Origin of the sequence: Bacillus cereus, assembly GCF_002577405.1 — a bacterium.
GTDB classification, from domain to species: domain Bacteria; phylum Bacillota; class Bacilli; order Bacillales; family Bacillaceae_G; genus Bacillus_A; species Bacillus_A cereus_AU.
The window spans coordinates 272,740-290,565 of record NZ_NULR01000006.1 but is presented as its reverse complement, the minus strand read 5'-3'; the positions used below and the strand labels follow the sequence as shown (position 1 = coordinate 290,565).

Genomic DNA, 17,826 nt, shown 5'->3' with positions numbered 1-17,826 from the left:
ATGGGAGTAGAAAGAATTACAGCAGCGTTTGAAAATGGTAAAAAAGCATTTATTCCGTACGTAATGGGCGGAGATGGTGGCCTTGAGAAATTAAAAGAAAGAATTCGTTTTCTAGATGGAGCAGGAGCAAGCATCGTTGAAATTGGTATCCCGTTTTCAGATCCAGTCGCGGACGGCCCAACGATTCAAAGAGCAGGGAAACGAGCGTTAGATAGCGGCGTAACATTAAAAGGTATTTTTCAAGCGTTAATAGAGGTAAGGAAAGAAGTACAAATTCCATTTGTACTCATGACATATTTAAATCCGGTACTTGCATTTGGAAAAGAACGATTCATCGAGAACTGTATGGAAGCAGGGGTAGACGGTATTATCGTTCCAGACTTACCGTATGAAGAACAAGACATTATTGCCCCATTACTTCGAGAGGTGAATATCGCTTTAATTCCACTTGTAACTGTAACGAGCCCAATTGAGCGAATCGAAAAAATTACGAGTGAATCAGAAGGATTTGTTTACGCAGTTACAGTAGCAGGCGTAACGGGAGTACGTCAAAACTTTAAAGGCGAGATTCATAGTTACTTAGAAAAAGTAAAATCACATACGCATTTACCAGTAGTTGCAGGATTCGGCATTTCAACAAAAGAACATGTAGAAGAAATGATTACACTATGTGACGGTGTTGTCGTTGGGAGTAAAGTTATTGAGCTGTTAGAAAATGAAAAGCTAGATGAAATATGTGAGTTAATACATGCAGTAAAAGAAACAGAAGAGGCATAAGTCTCTTCTGTTTCTTTTATGTGATAAATGTTAAAATATACAGAAAATATATATGTTTTAGAGGTGAGAAGGCATGCTAAGACGGAAACTATTATATCTTCTATTAACAGTACCACTATATGCCTGGCTAATTAGCATGACGAAAATGGAGTTAATGGCTCTATTTCTAGGGTATTTATTCATCTTTTCCAACTTAAACAGGATTCAAGAGCAATCTATTTTCGAAGTATGTATATTTTCGATTAGTATAGAACTATTTAGTATCGTTTCGATTGTATTATTAAATGAATTATTCCGATGGATCCATTCATTTGAATTAATGAAACTTGGGAATATTGTATTGCAAGTAATATGTGCTTATATTGTGTTTGTTGTGTTAGACAAAATAATCGGACAGCAGACGGTTTTTCAAGATAAAAGAAAATGGGATTGAATCAAAAAGGAGCCGCTTCGGTTCTTTTTTGATTCTGTTACAAAAACAATTGAAAATCGTTCTATCTGTTATATAATAGTTAAAAATTGTATTTTTAACGAAATGAGATGATAACATGTCCATATTGTTGGCACTCATCCCAATTATGATGATTTTCATTTGTTTATTTTTGTTTAAACAAACGTCATTAAGATCCTCATTAATTTCTTATGCCGTTTCTGTTGGAATTGTTTTACTCTCGCCAACATTTCGGTTAGGGATAAGTGAAACTGTGCACGCGACGATTAAAGGTTGGTTAATTTGTTTTATTGTTGGATACGTTTTATTTTTCGGTATTTTTTTATTTCACCTCATGAACAAAATGGGATACATCGATCAAGTAGCACGTTTTCTAGAAGAAGTTACTCACGATCGCTTATTACAAATGCTGCTTATGTGTTTTGGCATTTGTCCGCTTATTGAATCAGTAAGTGGATTCGGTATTGGTTTCATGGTCGCGGCACCTATTTTTCTTTCATTAGGATATAAACCGTTTCAAGCTGTACTACTCTCATTTATCGGGTTACTAGCTAGTTCATGGGGAGCGATGGCAACAGGTACGATTATCGGTTCGCAGCTTATAAATATGCCACTCACGACACTTGGTACAAATACAGCACTATTAAGTATCCCAATGTTTGCTTACTTCGTCATTCTTTCTTTACACGTTGTTGGTGGCTGGAAGGCTGTTATTGAAAAGTGGAAAGAAGGAGTAGGATTCTTTCTATTATTTTCTCTTGGAATCTATCTTTCTAATGCGTACGTAAGTGTTGAGCTAGCAGGGATACTAAGTTCTATCGTTACGATTACGTTTGGTTTTCTTATCATTAAACTAAAAGGAAAAAGTGAGCAAAACCTTATGACAGAACATGCTGCGGCAACGGAGAGAGAAGTATCCATTATAAAAATTATTAGCCCTTATATATTTTTAACAGTTTGCATTTTACTTTCTCGCCTCGTTCCAGCATTACATGATTTGCTCAGATCATATGCAGTTCTCGATTTAAAATCATATTCTTATAGATTAGAAATGCTGTATTCACCAGGATTTTGGCTCGGTATGACTTGTTTATTTACAATTATTTTCTTCCGTATTCCATCAAAAATTATTAAACAATCACTCTCGCAAACGATAAAACAATGGATTCCTTTCGCTATTACAACGACAATGTTTATCGCCATTTCAGAACTAATGGGTGCATCTGGCATGCATTTATTACTTGCAAAAACAGCTGGTGAAACATTTGGTACGTTTTTTGTTTTCGTAGCTCCGTTCATCGGCGGAATCGGCGGTTTTTTAACAGGTAGTAACGCAGGATCAAATGCAATGTTTATAAAACTACAAATGCAAACAGCGCAAAACGTAGCACTCCCGTGGCAATACGTCACAACGCTTCAAAACACCGCATCATCAGTAGCGACAATCGCTTGCCCATCACGTATTACACTAGGTGCTTATTTATGTAATATACCTCATCGTGAAAATGAACTATTAAAGAAAACGACATTAATGATCTTTGGTGCGGTGTTGCTTGTAGTGGTGGAGGTAATTATTTGGTATGTGTTGATAAAGTGAAAAATCCTCCTAACGTAGGAGGATTTTTTTTATGATTGGATAATGTTTTAAATATGAAAAGCTTCTACTAAATGAATAGGAGATGAAAGGTATGCCCCTAAAAAACTATGGTGTATTAAAAGGTACAGTTGTACAATCAAAGATTGGAAAAGGGAAAACACCTCATTATCAAGTTCATTTACAAGGCGAAGCAGGAGTAGACTATCGCATTGCAATTAACGTAAAGTCACAAAGTTATCCGTCAGAAGTTTTATATTTTGCGAGTAATAATACTCAGTCAGAGGCGATTCATATATTACCGACATTACCGTTTGGTTTTACGGAAGTGAAAAACAATGAACCGAAAGTCGCTTTAGATTATGTAAGAGGCAATTTATTTGATTCGAAGCAAATGATTCCTTTACCTGCTGAAAAAGCAGGTGTTGATAATGATTTAAATGAAAAAATAGAACGTTATATAAAACGAGCAATCGAGGAAAAAGCAATTATTTACGCGTTTGGTGAAAGATGGGGGCCAGAAGAAAACACACCCGATTCTTATTTTCATTTCAAACCAGGAAACGGTATACACGATATTCATATGAATCAAGGGAATGTAGAAAAATGGCAAGGTGATAATGGGATATGGCAAGACGGAGGAATACTCATTCACTTTGAAAAAGAAGAAGAATGGATTGGTATCTTCCTTGCATTCCAGTCACAGTCATGGTGTACCGATGAAGAAGGGCACGCTCGTGTTCCGGTTGAGCATTGTGATTATAAGAGAAGTAATTAAAGGGAAGAGCTAGTTCGCAATGAACTAGCTCTTCTCATTATGAGCAAGATATATGTTGTTTAATGGTGAAATTGTGTTTGCAATATGAAAAACAGTGATAGGGTTATTGTTTTTCATTCGTATTAGAAAGTAGATACCAATTAGCAGTACAAGGAGGTCTACCTTTGAAGATAACGGAAGAAAATGTTGTAAAACAAATTAAAAAACGTAATGAGAAAAGCATTACGTTTATTATTCAAACATATGGAGGATTACTCAGCGCTATTATTAAAAAATATGTACAGAGTAATCAGCAAGATTATGAAGAATGTTTAGATGATGTATTATTAGCCGTTTGGTTTCATATCGATTCATTCGATCCAAGTAAAAATACGTTTAAACAATGGATGGCAGCCATTGCTAAATATCGAGCAATTGATTATCAACGGAAAAATGCGAGAAATCAGCAACAAACTGTCTGTACAGAAATTAATGATCGTCTGTATCAAGAACAAAGAAAACAAAGCGACTTCTTAGACGTACAGGAACTACTTAGTAAGTTGTCAGCAACAGAGCGTAACATTTTTGAAAAGTATTATTTAGAAGGTGTACCGTCTCGCGAAATTGCTTCCCATCTTAACGTGAAAGAATCATGGATCCATAACAAACTGTCACGCGGACGAAAAAAGCTCAAACAGATTTTTATTTTTAAAAATGGAGTGTGAGGGCATGTCGATTTATAAAGAGTTAAATGACATTCAGTTGGATATCACAGAATTTGAGGAGGTTTCCTTAACCAAACTAGAGGGAAAGCAGTGGGAAAAGCGTGTGAAAAGTAAGCTCCGTAAAAAAACACAATCAAAAAAATGGTTCGGAGTCGCTGTAGTTTGCATGCTAATTGTCAGTATTACAGTGCCACTTGGACAATCTTCTTTAGCAAATACACCATTTTTTGCGGGATTGATTGAAAAATATATTGATGAAGAGCAACCACTAGACTATTCATCGTATAAGACTGCTATTGGGAAAACTGCTGAAAATAAATACGGTAAACTGACTTTAAACGAGGTACTAGTGGATGACAATAAACTACTTATCAGTTCAACATTTGAGCCAGCGAAAGGTGTGAAATTTGATTACCAAACATATTTAATTCCACAGGTACGAATAAATGGGCATGACTTTTCTAATACAAAGGATGCACAATCAATTGAAGTAAATGATTCTATGTTTACAATCTACGGTGGTGTTGAGTTAAGTGAAATGCCACAAACTGATGTACTTCAAATCGAAATTACTTATGATACATTCAACAGAGATACTGTAATCGAGCAGCCATGGATATTTAATATAGAAGTATCGCAAGCTCAGTTGATGAAAGAGAGGCAGACGTTTGATTTAAATGAAACAATTATTTTATATGATGGCAATAAAGTAACTGTTAATAAAGTAGTTTCTACGCCGATTTCCACAACGATTTATTATGATGTGACACAAAGTACAAATGAAGATATTTATTTTAAAATCGAATCAGAATCTGGAGAAGTGTATACATTTAAAGAGGCATCTGTATCGAATAAAGATGGCGGCATTTCTATTAGTAGATTTGATGGAATTAATATAGTGGCGGGGAAATATTCACTTGTACCGTATTCGGGGAAAGCAAACGAATTGATTGGACCATCAATTCCGATTCAATAGCTTATTAAATCTGATAAATAATTATTTAAAGATAGAAGAGGGCGTTCAAAACGAACGCCCTCTTCTCATCTTATAAAACCCAAAACTCACAAGTGTAGAAATACAAGAGAACAGCAGTGCCACACTAGAAAATGCAATGAGATACATATTATATTTCATAACCTGTCCAATTAGCAGATTACTGTCGTATTGGAAAAGCCCTGCTATTATATTGAATAAAAATAAGACGATAAACATGACGATAACACCGTCTATGGATCCTTTAATGTCTGGTTTACTTAAAGCAATATGTGCGGAAATGCAAATAGCGATAAATAAAAAGAACCAAAAAGAAGGATTCAATAAATTACTCATTGTAAACAAGCTTTTTAATAAAAAGAATGTTGATAAAAACATGTTTTGGATCATGTCTAAGTTAATAGAAGTAGAGGCAACAGTTGTTTCGAGAGTTGTATTAAATAAGGAATACGACTCTGGTACGAAATAGCGCATTAAAAGGATTAATGCAGTAATACCAGAAATGATAGGACCGATACCGATAAAGAAATTCCCGATTCGTTGATATATACTTTTTGGATTGTATTGATGTTGTACGTAACCTAAAGCTCCTTGACTTGTATCTGTTGGGAAGAACTGCGTTGCTACAATTTTATGACGGAATAGTACGCACATAATGGCATGTCCAAGTTCGTGAATAGGAACACCAATCCACGCAGTTAAAAGGAATCCTTTTCTTCCGAAAGCCCTCGACCAATACATTCTTGTTAGTGATTCTAAATAACCTAATAGCAATCCGATTACAATGATGACTCCAATTAAAGAAAATAATTGGATTACACTTGTAAGAAGTATTTGAAAAATAGAGTTTATAAATTCCATTGTCTTTCATCCAATCTGTTTAAAGGTTCACTTTATTTGCTCTGTTTCATAATAGCATTATTTTTCTAGATTGCTAGTCTCTATATTTTCCTTCAAAAGGAGGATTTCATAATCTTTTTCTTGTAGTCATGTTTTATGTACAAAGTCATATATTGAATTTGTAACACCCTATAAGGTATATGCTTAAGGAGGGATGAGAGCATGAAATGTCCGGCGTGTAATACGGAGAATGCAGCAGAGGCGAAGTTTTGCGGGAATTGTGGACAGTCGTTAACGGCAGAAGTGGTGGCAAGTGGTGCAGAGGAAGGAGGAGAGCAACAAGCGCGCGTAGCACAAGTAAAGGAAACTCGTCCGAATGAAACGGTAGAGCAAGCGAAACGATTTGCGAGTGGCTATTTTCAGTTTTTTACACATGCTTTAAAAGCACCGACAGCGATTATGAAAAGTGGCAATATTGAAGTGCGAAATGGAATTGTAAGTCTTGTTCTTATTTGTTTTTTAGGAGCATGTATTTTTTATAGAATGATGAGTGCTGCAGCAACTGTTACGAGAACATTAGTACCAGATGTTTCTACTCCTACATTTTTTGGAGAAGCTGTAACGGTCTTTTTCTTTTTATTAATTTTAACTTTATTTGTCGGATTTATTATTTTTGTAAGTGGTAAGATGATGAAATCATCTTTTTCATTTCTTGAAGTATTCGGCATATGGGGAACGATAGCGACTCCGGCTATTGCCATATTAGTTCTTTCTTTTCTGTTTAGTTTCCTATTAATCTTTTTTCTACCAATATTATTAGGGGTGGCTACAACGTATATGTCAATTAGTATCATCGTAGCTATATTAAAACTAGACAACGGTGGACTAGATCCAGTTTACACACTTATTATCGCAAATATTTTAATTGGAATCGCAACATTCATTGTACTTTGGTCTTACATTAGCACGATAATTCAAACCATTACACAGGGATTAACTGGCTTCTAACGAAAAGGTGGTTGAATGGATGAATGTATGTACAAAGTGCGGAATTCGGTTTGAAGATGGTGTGCAATTTTGTCAAAACTGCGGGACGAAGAGGGGAAGTCCTGTAGTAAAGAAGAACATGAGCGGCGGTACAAAAGTTGGTATTACACTTTTATTAATACTTATTGTAGCGATTGTTGGATTGTATTTGTACGGATCATCGTATTACACGCAGGTGGCACAAGTAGACCGGATGATTACGATTTTACAAGAGCGGGACGGGGAGAAATTAGCTGAGATCATCAAGGCAGATGATCCATCGGTTATTGTAACGAGAGAGAGTTTAATGCCTCTATTTTCGTATATAAAAGAAAATCCATCTTACGTGAATGAATTGAAAGAATATTTGAGGCAAGGTGAAAAACAAGGGGATGGAATAGAAAGAGCAGATTTTTCTTTAACGAAAGACGGGAAGTATTTCTTTATATTTGATCGGTATAAATTGAAAGCGAAGACGTACTATACAACTTTGCTTACAAATGAAAAAGGCACATCTTTAAAAATGAACGGAAAAGAAATTGATAAGACGGATGAAAAAAAGTTTGAGAAGCAATATGGACCATTTCTTCCAGGAACTCAAGTATTTCAATCAGAATTTAAAAATGAATATGTTAAACTATCACGTGAGGAAAAGGTTGTACTTATGAAACAAAGCCAAAATAATGTAACGATAGATTTAACACTACAAGGGCAATATATTACAGTCCAAACGAATGCACCTGGTGCGACATTGTACGTGAATCAAAAGCCAGTTACAGCGCTGACCGGAGAAGAGATTACGTGGGGACCGATAGCGACTGATGGAAGTGCGGCGATTTATTTAGAACGAAATGGAGAAAGTGGAAGGGAAACGACAAAGGTAGAAACGGTAACGGCACTTTCGGCTTATAATCTCCCGTTTCAAAAGAAAAGTGCAGAAAAAAACGTTGTTTATAATGTCACTCCGCCAGTGACGACTTCATATGTATATAATGGTTTCATCTTCCCAGATAGTGATATTCGAAAATTAACGAGTGCGGATTTAAGATATTTATCGAAAGAACAATTGAAAATTGCCAGAAATGAAATATACGCAAGGCATGGACATATTTTTCAAACGAAAGATATGCAAGCGTATTTTTTAAAACAATCTTGGTATAGAGAAAATCCATATTTTACAGGGGCGTTAACTAATATTGAGTCTTATAATGTTGAACTGATCAAATCAAGAGAGTAGAGTGCGTAAAAAAGGTACAGTGCATAACTGTACCTTTTTTATGGTTTTTTATCTGAACCAGGATCCCTTGAGAAAAAGATGTGAAAGAGGAATGTGACTTTGCTTGCTCCTCCTGATGTACTAGCTTGCACATCAGATAAAGCACTAGATGTTAATACAGCTTCAGAATGAGGGGGAACGACTATTTTGAGCGCATCATCTGATCCTGATGATGCAGTAACTGTTATTGTATCATCAGGATCAGATGATGCAGTAACTGTTATTGTATCATCAGATAAATTTAAAATTTTAACAGTACCGATTGGTAAGATGGATTTGCCAGCGTGTGAGGCTGAAGCGAAGTGAGAACCTTTCCAAATAGTTTGTGAGAAAGTCTCATCATTAGATAACCAAGCACGAGCACTATAAAGTGTTGTATTAATGGAAAACTCTTGGTCAAGTGATAAGGCGGGTTTCGGTTCTTGCGGTTCCTCTGGAGTTTGGGCGAGAAGGCCGGCGCACATGTATATTTCACCTACTTTCAATAGTAACTGTTATAGCATATTACACATGTTGTTTATAAGACACGACGGTTACCTAGTAAGGTATAGGTTTGTGCACCAAATTTGTAGATGAAATTCTCTTTCTTTACAATGGAGGTAGGTGTTATTTCTATAAAATATGGAAATCGTAAAGAGTATGTAAAAAAAGAAGGAGTGGTAAAGTGAACTATGTCATTATTGGCGGAGATGCAGCTGGTATGAGCGCAGCAATGCAAATTGTTAGAAACGATAAATCGGCGAATGTTGTGACGTTAGAAAAAGGTGAAATCTATTCATACGCTCAGTGCGGATTACCTTATGTCATTAGCGGTGCGATTGCTTCAACTGAAAAATTAATTGCGCGGAATGTGAAGACATTTCGTGATAAATACGGAATTGATGCGAAAGTACGTCATGAAGTAACAAAAGTGGATACGGAAAAGAAAATTGTGTATGCAGTACATACGAAGACGAAAGATGTTTTTGAATTTTCGTATGACCGTTTATTAATTGCGACCGGAGTACGCGCTGTTATGCCAGAATGGGAAGGACGAGAGTTACAAGGTGTTCATCTTTTAAAAACAATTCCAGATGCTGAGCGCATATTAAAAACGCTAGAAACGAATAAAGTTGAGGACGTAACCATTATTGGCGGCGGTGCAATCGGGCTGGAGATGGCAGAGACATTCGTCGAACTTGGTAAGAAAGTTCGAATGATTGAGCGAAATGATCATATCGGTACGATTTATGATGCAGATATGGCGGAGTATATACATAAAGAAGCAGATAAACATCATATTGAAATTGTAACGAATGAAAATGTAAAAGCGTTTATTGGAAAAGAGCGAGTAGAACAAATTGAAACGGATAAAGGTACATATAAAGCGGATCTTGTTTTAGTATCTGTCGGAGTAAAACCAAATACTGATTTTCTTGAAGGAACGAATATACGTACAAATTATAAAGGGGCAATCGAGGTAAATGCATATATGCAAACGAATGTGCAAGATGTATATGCTGCTGGTGATTGTGCAACACATTATCATGTTATAAAGGAAATTCATGATCATATCCCGCTCGGAACGACCGCAAATAAACAAGGGCGACTTGCTGGACTTAATATGGTTGATAAACGAAGATCATTTAAAGGTACGTTAGGTACAGGCATCATTAAATTTATGGATCTGACATTAGCGAGAACAGGCTTAAATGAAAAAGAAGCGAAAGAAATAAACATCCCGTATAAGATGGTCAAAGTAGATTCAACAAATATAGCAGGTTATTACCCAATTGCCAAACCACTTCACTTGAAATTACTATATCATTCCGATACGAAACAATTATTGGGCGGACAAGTAATGGGAGAAGAAGGTGTAGATAAGCGAATTGATGTAATCGCGATGGCACTTTTCAATAAAATGAGCATTCACGATTTAGAAGATGTTGATTTAAGTTACGCACCACCATATAACAGCGTTTGGGATCCAATTCAGCAAGCGGCAAGGAGAGCAGAATAGCACTTTTTTAAGTGCTATTTTTTTGTGTAAAGGGAAGTAATCTTTTTTACCGAATAATAAAGTGGGAGAAATAGTTACATATAGGGAAGGGGATTTTAAAAAATGGTTGTAGCACTTCAAAAAGTTCAAGAATCAGAAAAAGAAATACTCCGTAATTTGTACGCATTATATCTTCATGACCTTTCTAAATTCACTACTAATATAACGATTGGAGCGAACGGATTTTTTGAATACGAGGATTTGCACATGTTTTGGGAAGTTGATGGAATTACTCCATATTTCATAAAAGCCGATAATAGCATTATAGGGTTTTTATTACTATTGGAACGGCCATTTTTGAAGAAGGAAAACGATTTTGGTATTAATGATATTTTTATATTGAATCAATATAAGGGAAAAGGAATCGGGAAAAAGGTTATTGGAAATTTACTAGAAGAGAAACGAGGACAATATTTCGTTATTGAACTTATAAAAAATATACCAGCTATTTCTTTTTGGAAGAAAGTATATAGCGAGATGAAAATTGAATTTGACGAACAAAAACAGCTAATTGATGATGAAGAATGCCTCGTTCAAACGTTTAAAATATAATGAAATAGATGTTCCTAATATATTACTTTGAAAGTTAACTTTATTTTGAATATATCGTTCGCCCTTGAAAACATAGTACTTATCACTTATATTTTCATATAGTATTTATTTTTAAACAAAGCGATGAACGAACCAGGGGGCGCAATATGGCAATTAACATGAAAACAATCGAAGAATGGATTGCAGAATCAAACGCAAGACAAGAAGAAGACTTTGGACACGTTGTGGAAGAGATGAAAGAAGTATGTGTTGGACTTGATAATGCGACATTAATTTATACGAAAAATGTATTTTGTTTCGGTAAGAAAGTAGAAGTATTGTTCTTCTTCCAAGACCATGTCGTTATCGGACAAGAAAAAGAAGAATATATTGAAATTGAAAAATTAAAGTATGATGACATTACAAATAGCAACTTAAAAACAAATGACAAAAATACAACGTTAGAATTAAAGTTTGCTAACGGAAAATCTATCAATTTAGATAGTCTAAATGATAACTACGGTACGAAAAATTGGTTATTTGCAAGACAAATTAAGAGTATCTTTAAAGTAATCTAGTAAAAACAGCAGTCCCTTCAAGGTCTGCTGTTTTTACTTGTTTCCTATTACACAAAGGCAACCTCTTTCTTCATAATATTTCACACTTTGAAAGCCTGTCGTATAAAAGAGGCTTATTAATTCTTCTGTCGTCTTAAATTTATCCATATGATATTGAATTTTGAAAGTTTCAGCCACTAATAAAAAGGATCCGTTCGGTTTTAAGACGCGAAATACTTCTTTTAAATCGTGTTCAACATCAGGCCAAAAGTAATGGGTTTGAAAGGCAGTAATGAGGTCAAAGAAGTTCGTATGATATGGAATAGAGGAGACGCTAGCTTGATGAATGATTACTTTCTCTGTTTTTATATCTTGCATATTTGCTTTCTTTGAGTTTTCAACAGCTTGATTGGAGTAATCAATCCCATATATTTTCCCAAGTGGGGTTTGTTTTGAAAGAGTATGTATTGCCTTACCACCACCACAGCCGATATCTAATATGACTGCATCTGTCTTTATATGTACTTTTTGCAATGCCCACTTTGTTAATTTCGTATGTGCAGTGTTCATAATACAAAGCATGGAGGAACCAATTGTTCCACGAGGATTTTTTGCTTGCGCGATTAATCGTTGTAAAATGCTCAATTCAAACTCTCCTTTTATGTAAGAATATATACTCATTTCGCTTTTTATAAATTAAGTCCTTTAAAAAAGCACGCCGTCTATCAGCGTGCTTCTAATTATGCAAAGACCCTTTTAGCCAATTCCGCGCTCGATACGCCCCAACAGGAACCTGAATGAGTGACGTTTTATCTCCGCGATCAATTCCATATAATTGATCACATGAATTTGTATCAAAACTTAGTAACGGATGTCCGCCCATTCCCATAGCGGTCGCAGCGAAAACGAGCTTATGAACGAGTATACCAGCTTCCATTTGATGAATTCGGTAACCTCTATAGCCTAATGTACGTGTATAGTAATCTTTCTTTCCGACTACATGTAAGCAAAGCGGTACTTGAAAAAGGTTTACGTTATCCATCGTCATACTAGATTGAAGGGGATAACGAAGGTCTCCATGCTGTATTGGTTGTATGGAATGTGTTTTACTGTTATAAGCGTAAGCGCCGTTTGCTATGTCTTTTACGTTATAAAAACATCCATATAGTGAGACTCGCGCATTGTCATTTACATACTTGCCATCAAGGTCGTTGTAATAAGGGAAGGAGAGACTCGCTTCTTGTAGTAAAGTAGCGAGCTCGGCTACATCCCATTTCTTTAAAATAAAGTCAGCATCAGGTGAATATCGTTTTTTACAAAGTTGTAAGAAATCATACGATAAACGTTCTACTTTCGGTAGCTGTATAGCGTGAGCGCTATGTTGATAGTATTCTTCATGAGCGAATGTTTGGAAGTGTTCTGTCGATTCGATCATAGAAGCCTCGTTTATTTTTGTTATCATCGGATATTCATTCACATGCTTTGAGCGAACGAAATGTTCATGTGCTAATGGCGGAATTTGCTGTAGTAAGTCATGAGAAGTAACAGATTTATTTTCACGATGATCGTTGTAAAACCAATCTGTATTCGGTTTTGTACTTAAAGGAATAACAGCATACACACTTTCTTCACCTTCTGACAGTCCAAGTAAATGATTCATTGCCCGGTCTAGAAACTGAAAATATACACCATTTGTATAACCGAATTGTTTGGCACATTCAAGTAATTGACCGATGAGAACACCACTATCTAATCCTTGAAGACGATATGAAAAGTTATTGTATTTAAAGAAGTTTTTCCAAAATATAGTGGATACAAATGCAGCGCCAAAACAAGACTGTATGTTACAACGATTGCCAAGTGCTTCTGTAAGGTAAGAATCGAAATTTCCTTCGCGAAGTAAGATAAGGCGATGATGCGCGGCATCGTAATGGTAAATGCCGTTTGGATAATCTTCAATCTTTAAATATATATACAATTCATTCGGATATAAAGCGCCGCCTGAAGGGATAGATCTTCGGAATACATTCCTCTCGCTACTTAGCTGGCATAATTGTGTTAAACCAAATGAGTGCCAAAGATAATGACCAATCTCATCCAAAGTAGGTGTAGTAGAAGAGCTCAGCAAAGATAATGGGATTTCTAAAGAGAGAGGGATGACAGGTAAATTTCGATATAATTTATAAGCAAGCGGCGCGTCTTGCCAATCGACTTCATGATTCGGCATAATTTCATCAATAGAGAAATGGAGATGATGTAAAAAAGTATCCAGCTGCATGAAATCCCCTCCTTTATTATGGAAACGGATGCGGATGTGGATTTAATTGTTCATTTGTTAAAGGCTCAACTCTATATCCAAGTGTCACCGGTACGGTATACACTCGATCTAATCCTGTAACACGAGTAAGGTGATGGCCGAACGTCATTGGTAACATGCCTGGAATTATTACTTTTACACAATGTAATCCATTTTTCTCTATAAGCGGTACCGTTTGATTTACAACGATCACCTCAAGTCCAGATTGATGTATTCGGTTTAAAAGTTGATGAAGATCGGATGTCAAATCCATATGAAATGATTGTAATGCGTTCATTTCTTGGAACGTTTGCACCGGAGCATCGTTATGCAAAAGGAAGTGAAGTCGTTCTTCCGCTTCTTTCAATCCGTACAGCATACTATGGTCTTCCATTTTATTAACGAGATAAGGATCTTGTAAGCAATTTTCGTAGTACTCTCTTTTTTGCTCGAGCTCATCGTCTGTTATTAGTAACATGCCTGCTATTTCGTGAATCGCACTTTTTAGCGCTCGGATTGGATCCAAATGAGCGCCACCCGCACAAACAACATTCATTCCATTTTCCCGTGTATTTTTCGCAATTACCCATAGGCTTGGGATGCCGTGTTCCATCGTTGCGTTAAAAACATGTAACTCATATCCGGTAATCGTGTGTAACCGCTGGATCATTAATTGTAATTCCATATCATTTGCTGAACTCAGATCGAGGCGGGGAAGAGGTAATTCGGCATACCAAGTGAGCAAAAAGGCGTCACGCTCTACAATTTCTAAAATACCGTGAAAAATAGCCTCTTCTAAGCTACCGCCAATCGCACATCCATTTGATGTTTCATACAAGAAAGCGTCCCGGTGGCCAAGGCTGTAGTAGGCGATGGATTCAGGTACTAGAAGTGGCCTGTTTTGTGATAAAGAATATCCCCATACCCAGTTTTGCTCATAATCAGGGTCAAACGGCTTAAATGGAAAACTATCACGATTATAATGTTCATTTGTATGTACACCGAGTGTGAGGGGATTCAGTGCATGATCCTCTAGTTCATGAAAACTGCCATGCACATTCGTTTTTTTTCCGCGAGGTGACATACCGCAATATCTCTCTAAACCTTCTAAAATAGCAGTTGCTTCACTCAGTGCAAATGAATGAGTTCGGCCTGCAACGCCTTCATTTCCGAACATTAACGGCATGTTTATAATAACGTCAGCAAATGGTAATAAAGAATGCTGCATTTTGCCGTTCAAAACACCAACCCGATAATCTAAATAATCTCTCGTTAAAAATGTGTTTAGTTCATGAATAGAACGGCAGCGATACGTTTCAGTACTTGTTTTTAAGCTTGGTTGTAAGGATATCGCTGCTGCATCTGCAGTATCATCAGGTAAATTACTACATACAGGACAGAGAGGATCTGGAAGAAAAGAATGCCTCGTACATTGTAATGTTTGTAAGTTTAGTAAAATGAGTTCATTTTCTAAAGAAGAATGTCCGTTAGCTAATATTTTCTCCGTTTCGGCATGAATGAGCTGGCACATTTGTAACATTCCATTTTTTGTGGCGCGTACATCCCGTCTCGTCACGTCATCTGCTTTTATTGCATATTTTCGCTGTAGTTCCCACATTTCTTTTTGATCAAAACCAGCGATAAAGCGTCGTCCATCGGCACAATGGGTGCATCCCGTTGCAAGAGGAGGAATATAAGGACCGATAACACCTTCACCAAATGAAGTAAATGCACGTAACCACGGAATATGATTGGAACGAAAAATCAGCTCAGCATCATGATGAATAGTAGAAGGAGAGCCGTCATGTAATACGAGAGCGAGGTCGATATTTTCAGGGATGCTCTCTGTAACTGTATGTTGGCGAATGATGGAATATTGTTTGCACAATTGATCATGTACATAATCTGCAAGTAGGCCGTCTCCTATAAGCAGTATATTTTGAATCATAGACTGTCCTCCTTTGCAATTAATACCCCATACACACCATCTAAATTTTCTTTCAAAAATGATTCAATCGCTAAATCAAACACGAATGGATAAAAATTATGTTCTGCTAAATGTTGCAAGGCGAGCTGTACGGATTGCACACCTGGAATTTCTTCTTCCTCTTGTATTTCTACTCTAAAAGAATCAGTGTCATATAAAATAATAGATGATTCATTCAAAATATTAGCTCTGTAAGGAGTCTCTTCATTTTGAATGTGAAGGAGCGATAGCTGTAGTGCGCTTCTTAACGCTAACGTCATATTAATATTAGCTGCACCATACCATCTATCATTTACACCGACCCAAACGACAGGAAAACTGAGAATCTCTTCACTCATTGCTATTTTAGGTAGCTCATGAATTGTAGAGAGGGCATCATAATAAAACCTACAATGTTTATCATGAATTTCGGTTAAGTCAATTGTTGTAATTTCCTCTAGCGTATGTGACTGCCGCTCATACAGTTTATTGTTTAAATGTTGTTGTAGTGCTCGGTAAACACCTTCTGTCATCGTTTCCCCAGCGCCAATACCGATATCGTTATGTTCAGGAATAAGGCGATGAATGATTTCTGCTACATACGTTTCAATTCCTGTTAGACCAGCTTCACGGCGCGCTTCATTATGAGTCAATCCGCCGCAAGTCATAAGCGGAAGGAGGGAAGCAGGGCCATCTGATAGCGGAGTAGCTACTTGAATATGACATTGTGATAAAGGTAACTGATATGAATTTTGTTCATCCCACAAATGGAATATGCCAGCTTCTTTAGAAGTTAATGAGTCGAAAAAACGGAACAATTCAGTTGAAGTATGTTGATTGGACCGATGCTCAAGTTTTTCAGAAAGATTTTCTATTGTATCAATTGTAAAACTTTCATCAGTTGCGAGAGGGTGTTTTATAAAAGGATGCCATGTCCCTTCGAGTGTTTCACAGTTTACTAAAAAGAATTGAGGCTCTTTTTCTCGGTAAGAATCATCAGCAACATGTTTAAATAATTCGAAAACAATTATATTTGCTAACATTGCGCCTGTAATCGGTGAGAACGGCGCTGGTGGATTTTCATTTTGTAAAGTATCATGTAGCCGATGCCATGCGGATTCCCAGCATTCTTCACGATCAGCTGTTACAACAGGACCAGCTAAACCGAAACTTGATAAACAAATGGCCGGTATGAAGTTTTTTCCTATTTCTCTACAAATAGTGTGAACTGCTCTTAAGCCTTCAATATCTCCATTTTGAGAAACGTACAAAATCGAGTCGAAAGGTTCGAATACTTCATGCAGGGAACGGTCAATTGTCGTATCTATTTCTTGAATCAGTACATTGTCATCAATTTCATGTGCACGTTCTATTAGCTCATGAATTCGGTCATAGTTTGTTTCAGCACGATCTGTAACGAGGTAATGAAATGTAGGTAAACCGGATTCTAGTAAAGAAGAAACTAAGGAAGTAAGCATATCTCCAGAACCAATTATAAGGACATTTGCTGCGCGGTACGTTTCGAATTTTAAAGCACCTGAATGAGAATCAGCTTCCAAAAATTCGATTTGGGAAGCATATCTGTCGAGCAATACACTGTTTAATTCATGAGGAGCATCTTGGCTTACATCACGAACGAAACCATTTTCATATAAAATCTCTCCAATTTCAAATACACGATTTTGATAGGGGAGAGGGAGACCGTCGGTTATTTCTGCTAAAGAATGATTACCGTTAAACATAGGCATTAATTTTTCAATCCAGTTATAAATTCCATCACCGTCCATACGAAATGAACTGGCGTTATTTCGAAAATAGACACCCCCGTTTGAATCGGGAAGGAAGAAAGTATCCTTATTTGCTTTAAGTTTTGCATGAGATGGAAGGTTATTCATTTTAATCCTCCTTACGTTTTAGGCATACGTTATTAGCTTATGTCATGTGATTTGTCCCGTATGAACGCAATAAAAAAAGGCTGTAGAATGATTCATTCTACAG

17 protein-coding genes are annotated in these 17,826 nt (G+C 36.5%); 11 read left to right on the top strand and 6 right to left on the bottom strand.

What is annotated here, in order from left to right; translation table 11 throughout:
• The 6 genes from trpA (at nucleotide 1) to COC96_RS09860 (ending at nucleotide 5,280) form a co-directional block, all read left to right on the top strand.
• Nucleotides 1–777, top strand: a complete 777-nt coding sequence (gene trpA, locus COC96_RS09885; protein ID WP_098768707.1) for a tryptophan synthase subunit alpha — start codon at nucleotides 1–3, stop codon at nucleotides 775–777.
• Nucleotides 778–850: 73 nt separating this feature from the next.
• Nucleotides 851–1,210 (top strand): DUF4029 domain-containing protein, encoded by a 360-nt coding sequence (locus tag COC96_RS09880; protein ID WP_098269073.1) that lies wholly within the window; start codon nucleotides 851–853, stop codon nucleotides 1,208–1,210.
• A 115-nt stretch (nucleotides 1,211–1,325) separates the two neighbouring features.
• A complete protein-coding gene (locus tag COC96_RS09875) occupies nucleotides 1,326–2,825 on the top strand; it encodes an L-lactate permease (protein ID WP_142339983.1) in 1,500 nt (499 codons plus the stop codon).
• Nucleotides 2,826–2,916: 91 nt separating this feature from the next.
• The gene (locus COC96_RS09870; protein WP_098768706.1) at nucleotides 2,917–3,600 is read left to right on the top strand and encodes a DUF2278 family protein; all 684 of its coding nucleotides are present in this window, start codon (nucleotides 2,917–2,919) and stop codon (nucleotides 3,598–3,600) included.
• 164 nt (nucleotides 3,601–3,764) lie between these two features.
• A complete protein-coding gene (locus tag COC96_RS09865; protein ID WP_098768705.1) occupies nucleotides 3,765–4,304 on the top strand; it encodes a sigma-70 family RNA polymerase sigma factor in 540 nt (179 codons plus the stop codon).
• 4 nt (nucleotides 4,305–4,308) lie between these two features.
• On the top strand, nucleotides 4,309–5,280 hold the full coding sequence (locus COC96_RS09860) for a DUF4179 domain-containing protein (protein ID WP_098768704.1): 972 nt from the start codon (nucleotides 4,309–4,311) through the stop codon (nucleotides 5,278–5,280).
• A gap of 45 nt (nucleotides 5,281–5,325) precedes the next feature.
• Here COC96_RS09860 and COC96_RS09855 read toward each other — a convergent pair whose 3' ends face one another.
• Entirely contained in the window at nucleotides 5,326–6,159 is an 834-nt protein-coding gene (locus tag COC96_RS09855; RefSeq protein ID WP_098269075.1) for a hypothetical protein, read from the bottom strand.
• A 201-nt stretch (nucleotides 6,160–6,360) separates the two neighbouring features.
• Here COC96_RS09855 and COC96_RS09850 point away from each other — a divergent pair, with 201 nt between their 5' ends.
• Both COC96_RS09850 and COC96_RS09845 read left to right on the top strand, forming a co-directional pair.
• On the top strand, nucleotides 6,361–7,146 hold the full coding sequence (locus tag COC96_RS09850) for a zinc ribbon domain-containing protein (RefSeq protein ID WP_098768703.1): 786 nt from the start codon (nucleotides 6,361–6,363) through the stop codon (nucleotides 7,144–7,146).
• A gap of 19 nt (nucleotides 7,147–7,165) precedes the next feature.
• Nucleotides 7,166–8,401, top strand: coding sequence for a TcaA 3rd/4th domain-containing protein (locus COC96_RS09845; protein WP_098768702.1), 1,236 nt, complete (start codon nucleotides 7,166–7,168; stop codon nucleotides 8,399–8,401).
• 38 nt (nucleotides 8,402–8,439) lie between these two features.
• On the opposite strand, the gene COC96_RS27175 is transcribed toward COC96_RS09845, so the two are convergent.
• Nucleotides 8,440–8,904 (bottom strand): hypothetical protein, encoded by a 465-nt coding sequence (locus COC96_RS27175; protein WP_142339982.1) that lies wholly within the window; start codon nucleotides 8,902–8,904, stop codon nucleotides 8,440–8,442.
• Nucleotides 8,905–9,104: 200 nt separating this feature from the next.
• Here COC96_RS27175 and COC96_RS09825 point away from each other — a divergent pair, with 200 nt between their 5' ends.
• From COC96_RS09825 to COC96_RS09815, 3 genes are all read left to right on the top strand, one after another.
• Nucleotides 9,105–10,439, top strand: coding sequence for an FAD-dependent oxidoreductase (locus tag COC96_RS09825; RefSeq protein WP_098768701.1), 1,335 nt, complete (start codon nucleotides 9,105–9,107; stop codon nucleotides 10,437–10,439).
• 102 nt (nucleotides 10,440–10,541) lie between these two features.
• Entirely contained in the window at nucleotides 10,542–11,030 is a 489-nt protein-coding gene (locus tag COC96_RS09820; RefSeq protein WP_098269079.1) for a GNAT family N-acetyltransferase, read from the top strand.
• 146 nt (nucleotides 11,031–11,176) lie between these two features.
• Entirely contained in the window at nucleotides 11,177–11,587 is a 411-nt protein-coding gene (locus tag COC96_RS09815; protein ID WP_097903889.1) for a DUF3908 family protein, read from the top strand.
• A 33-nt stretch (nucleotides 11,588–11,620) separates the two neighbouring features.
• On the opposite strand, the gene COC96_RS09810 is transcribed toward COC96_RS09815, so the two are convergent.
• The 4 genes from COC96_RS09810 to COC96_RS09795 form a co-directional block, all read right to left on the bottom strand.
• Nucleotides 11,621–12,211: a class I SAM-dependent methyltransferase gene (locus tag COC96_RS09810; protein ID WP_098768700.1), complete on the bottom strand. Its 591-nt coding sequence runs from the start codon at nucleotides 12,209–12,211 to the stop codon at nucleotides 11,621–11,623.
• 91 nt (nucleotides 12,212–12,302) lie between these two features.
• The gene (locus tag COC96_RS09805; protein ID WP_098768699.1) at nucleotides 12,303–13,844 is read right to left on the bottom strand and encodes a SagB family peptide dehydrogenase; all 1,542 of its coding nucleotides are present in this window, start codon (nucleotides 13,842–13,844) and stop codon (nucleotides 12,303–12,305) included.
• A gap of 16 nt (nucleotides 13,845–13,860) precedes the next feature.
• The gene (locus COC96_RS09800; RefSeq protein ID WP_098768698.1) at nucleotides 13,861–15,810 is read right to left on the bottom strand and encodes a TOMM precursor leader peptide-binding protein; all 1,950 of its coding nucleotides are present in this window, start codon (nucleotides 15,808–15,810) and stop codon (nucleotides 13,861–13,863) included.
• The gene (locus COC96_RS09795) at nucleotides 15,807–17,723 is read right to left on the bottom strand and encodes a putative thiazole-containing bacteriocin maturation protein (protein ID WP_098768697.1); all 1,917 of its coding nucleotides are present in this window, start codon (nucleotides 17,721–17,723) and stop codon (nucleotides 15,807–15,809) included. Before COC96_RS09795 ends, COC96_RS09800 begins: the two co-directional genes overlap by 4 nt.
• Nucleotides 17,724–17,826 lie beyond the last annotated feature (103 nt).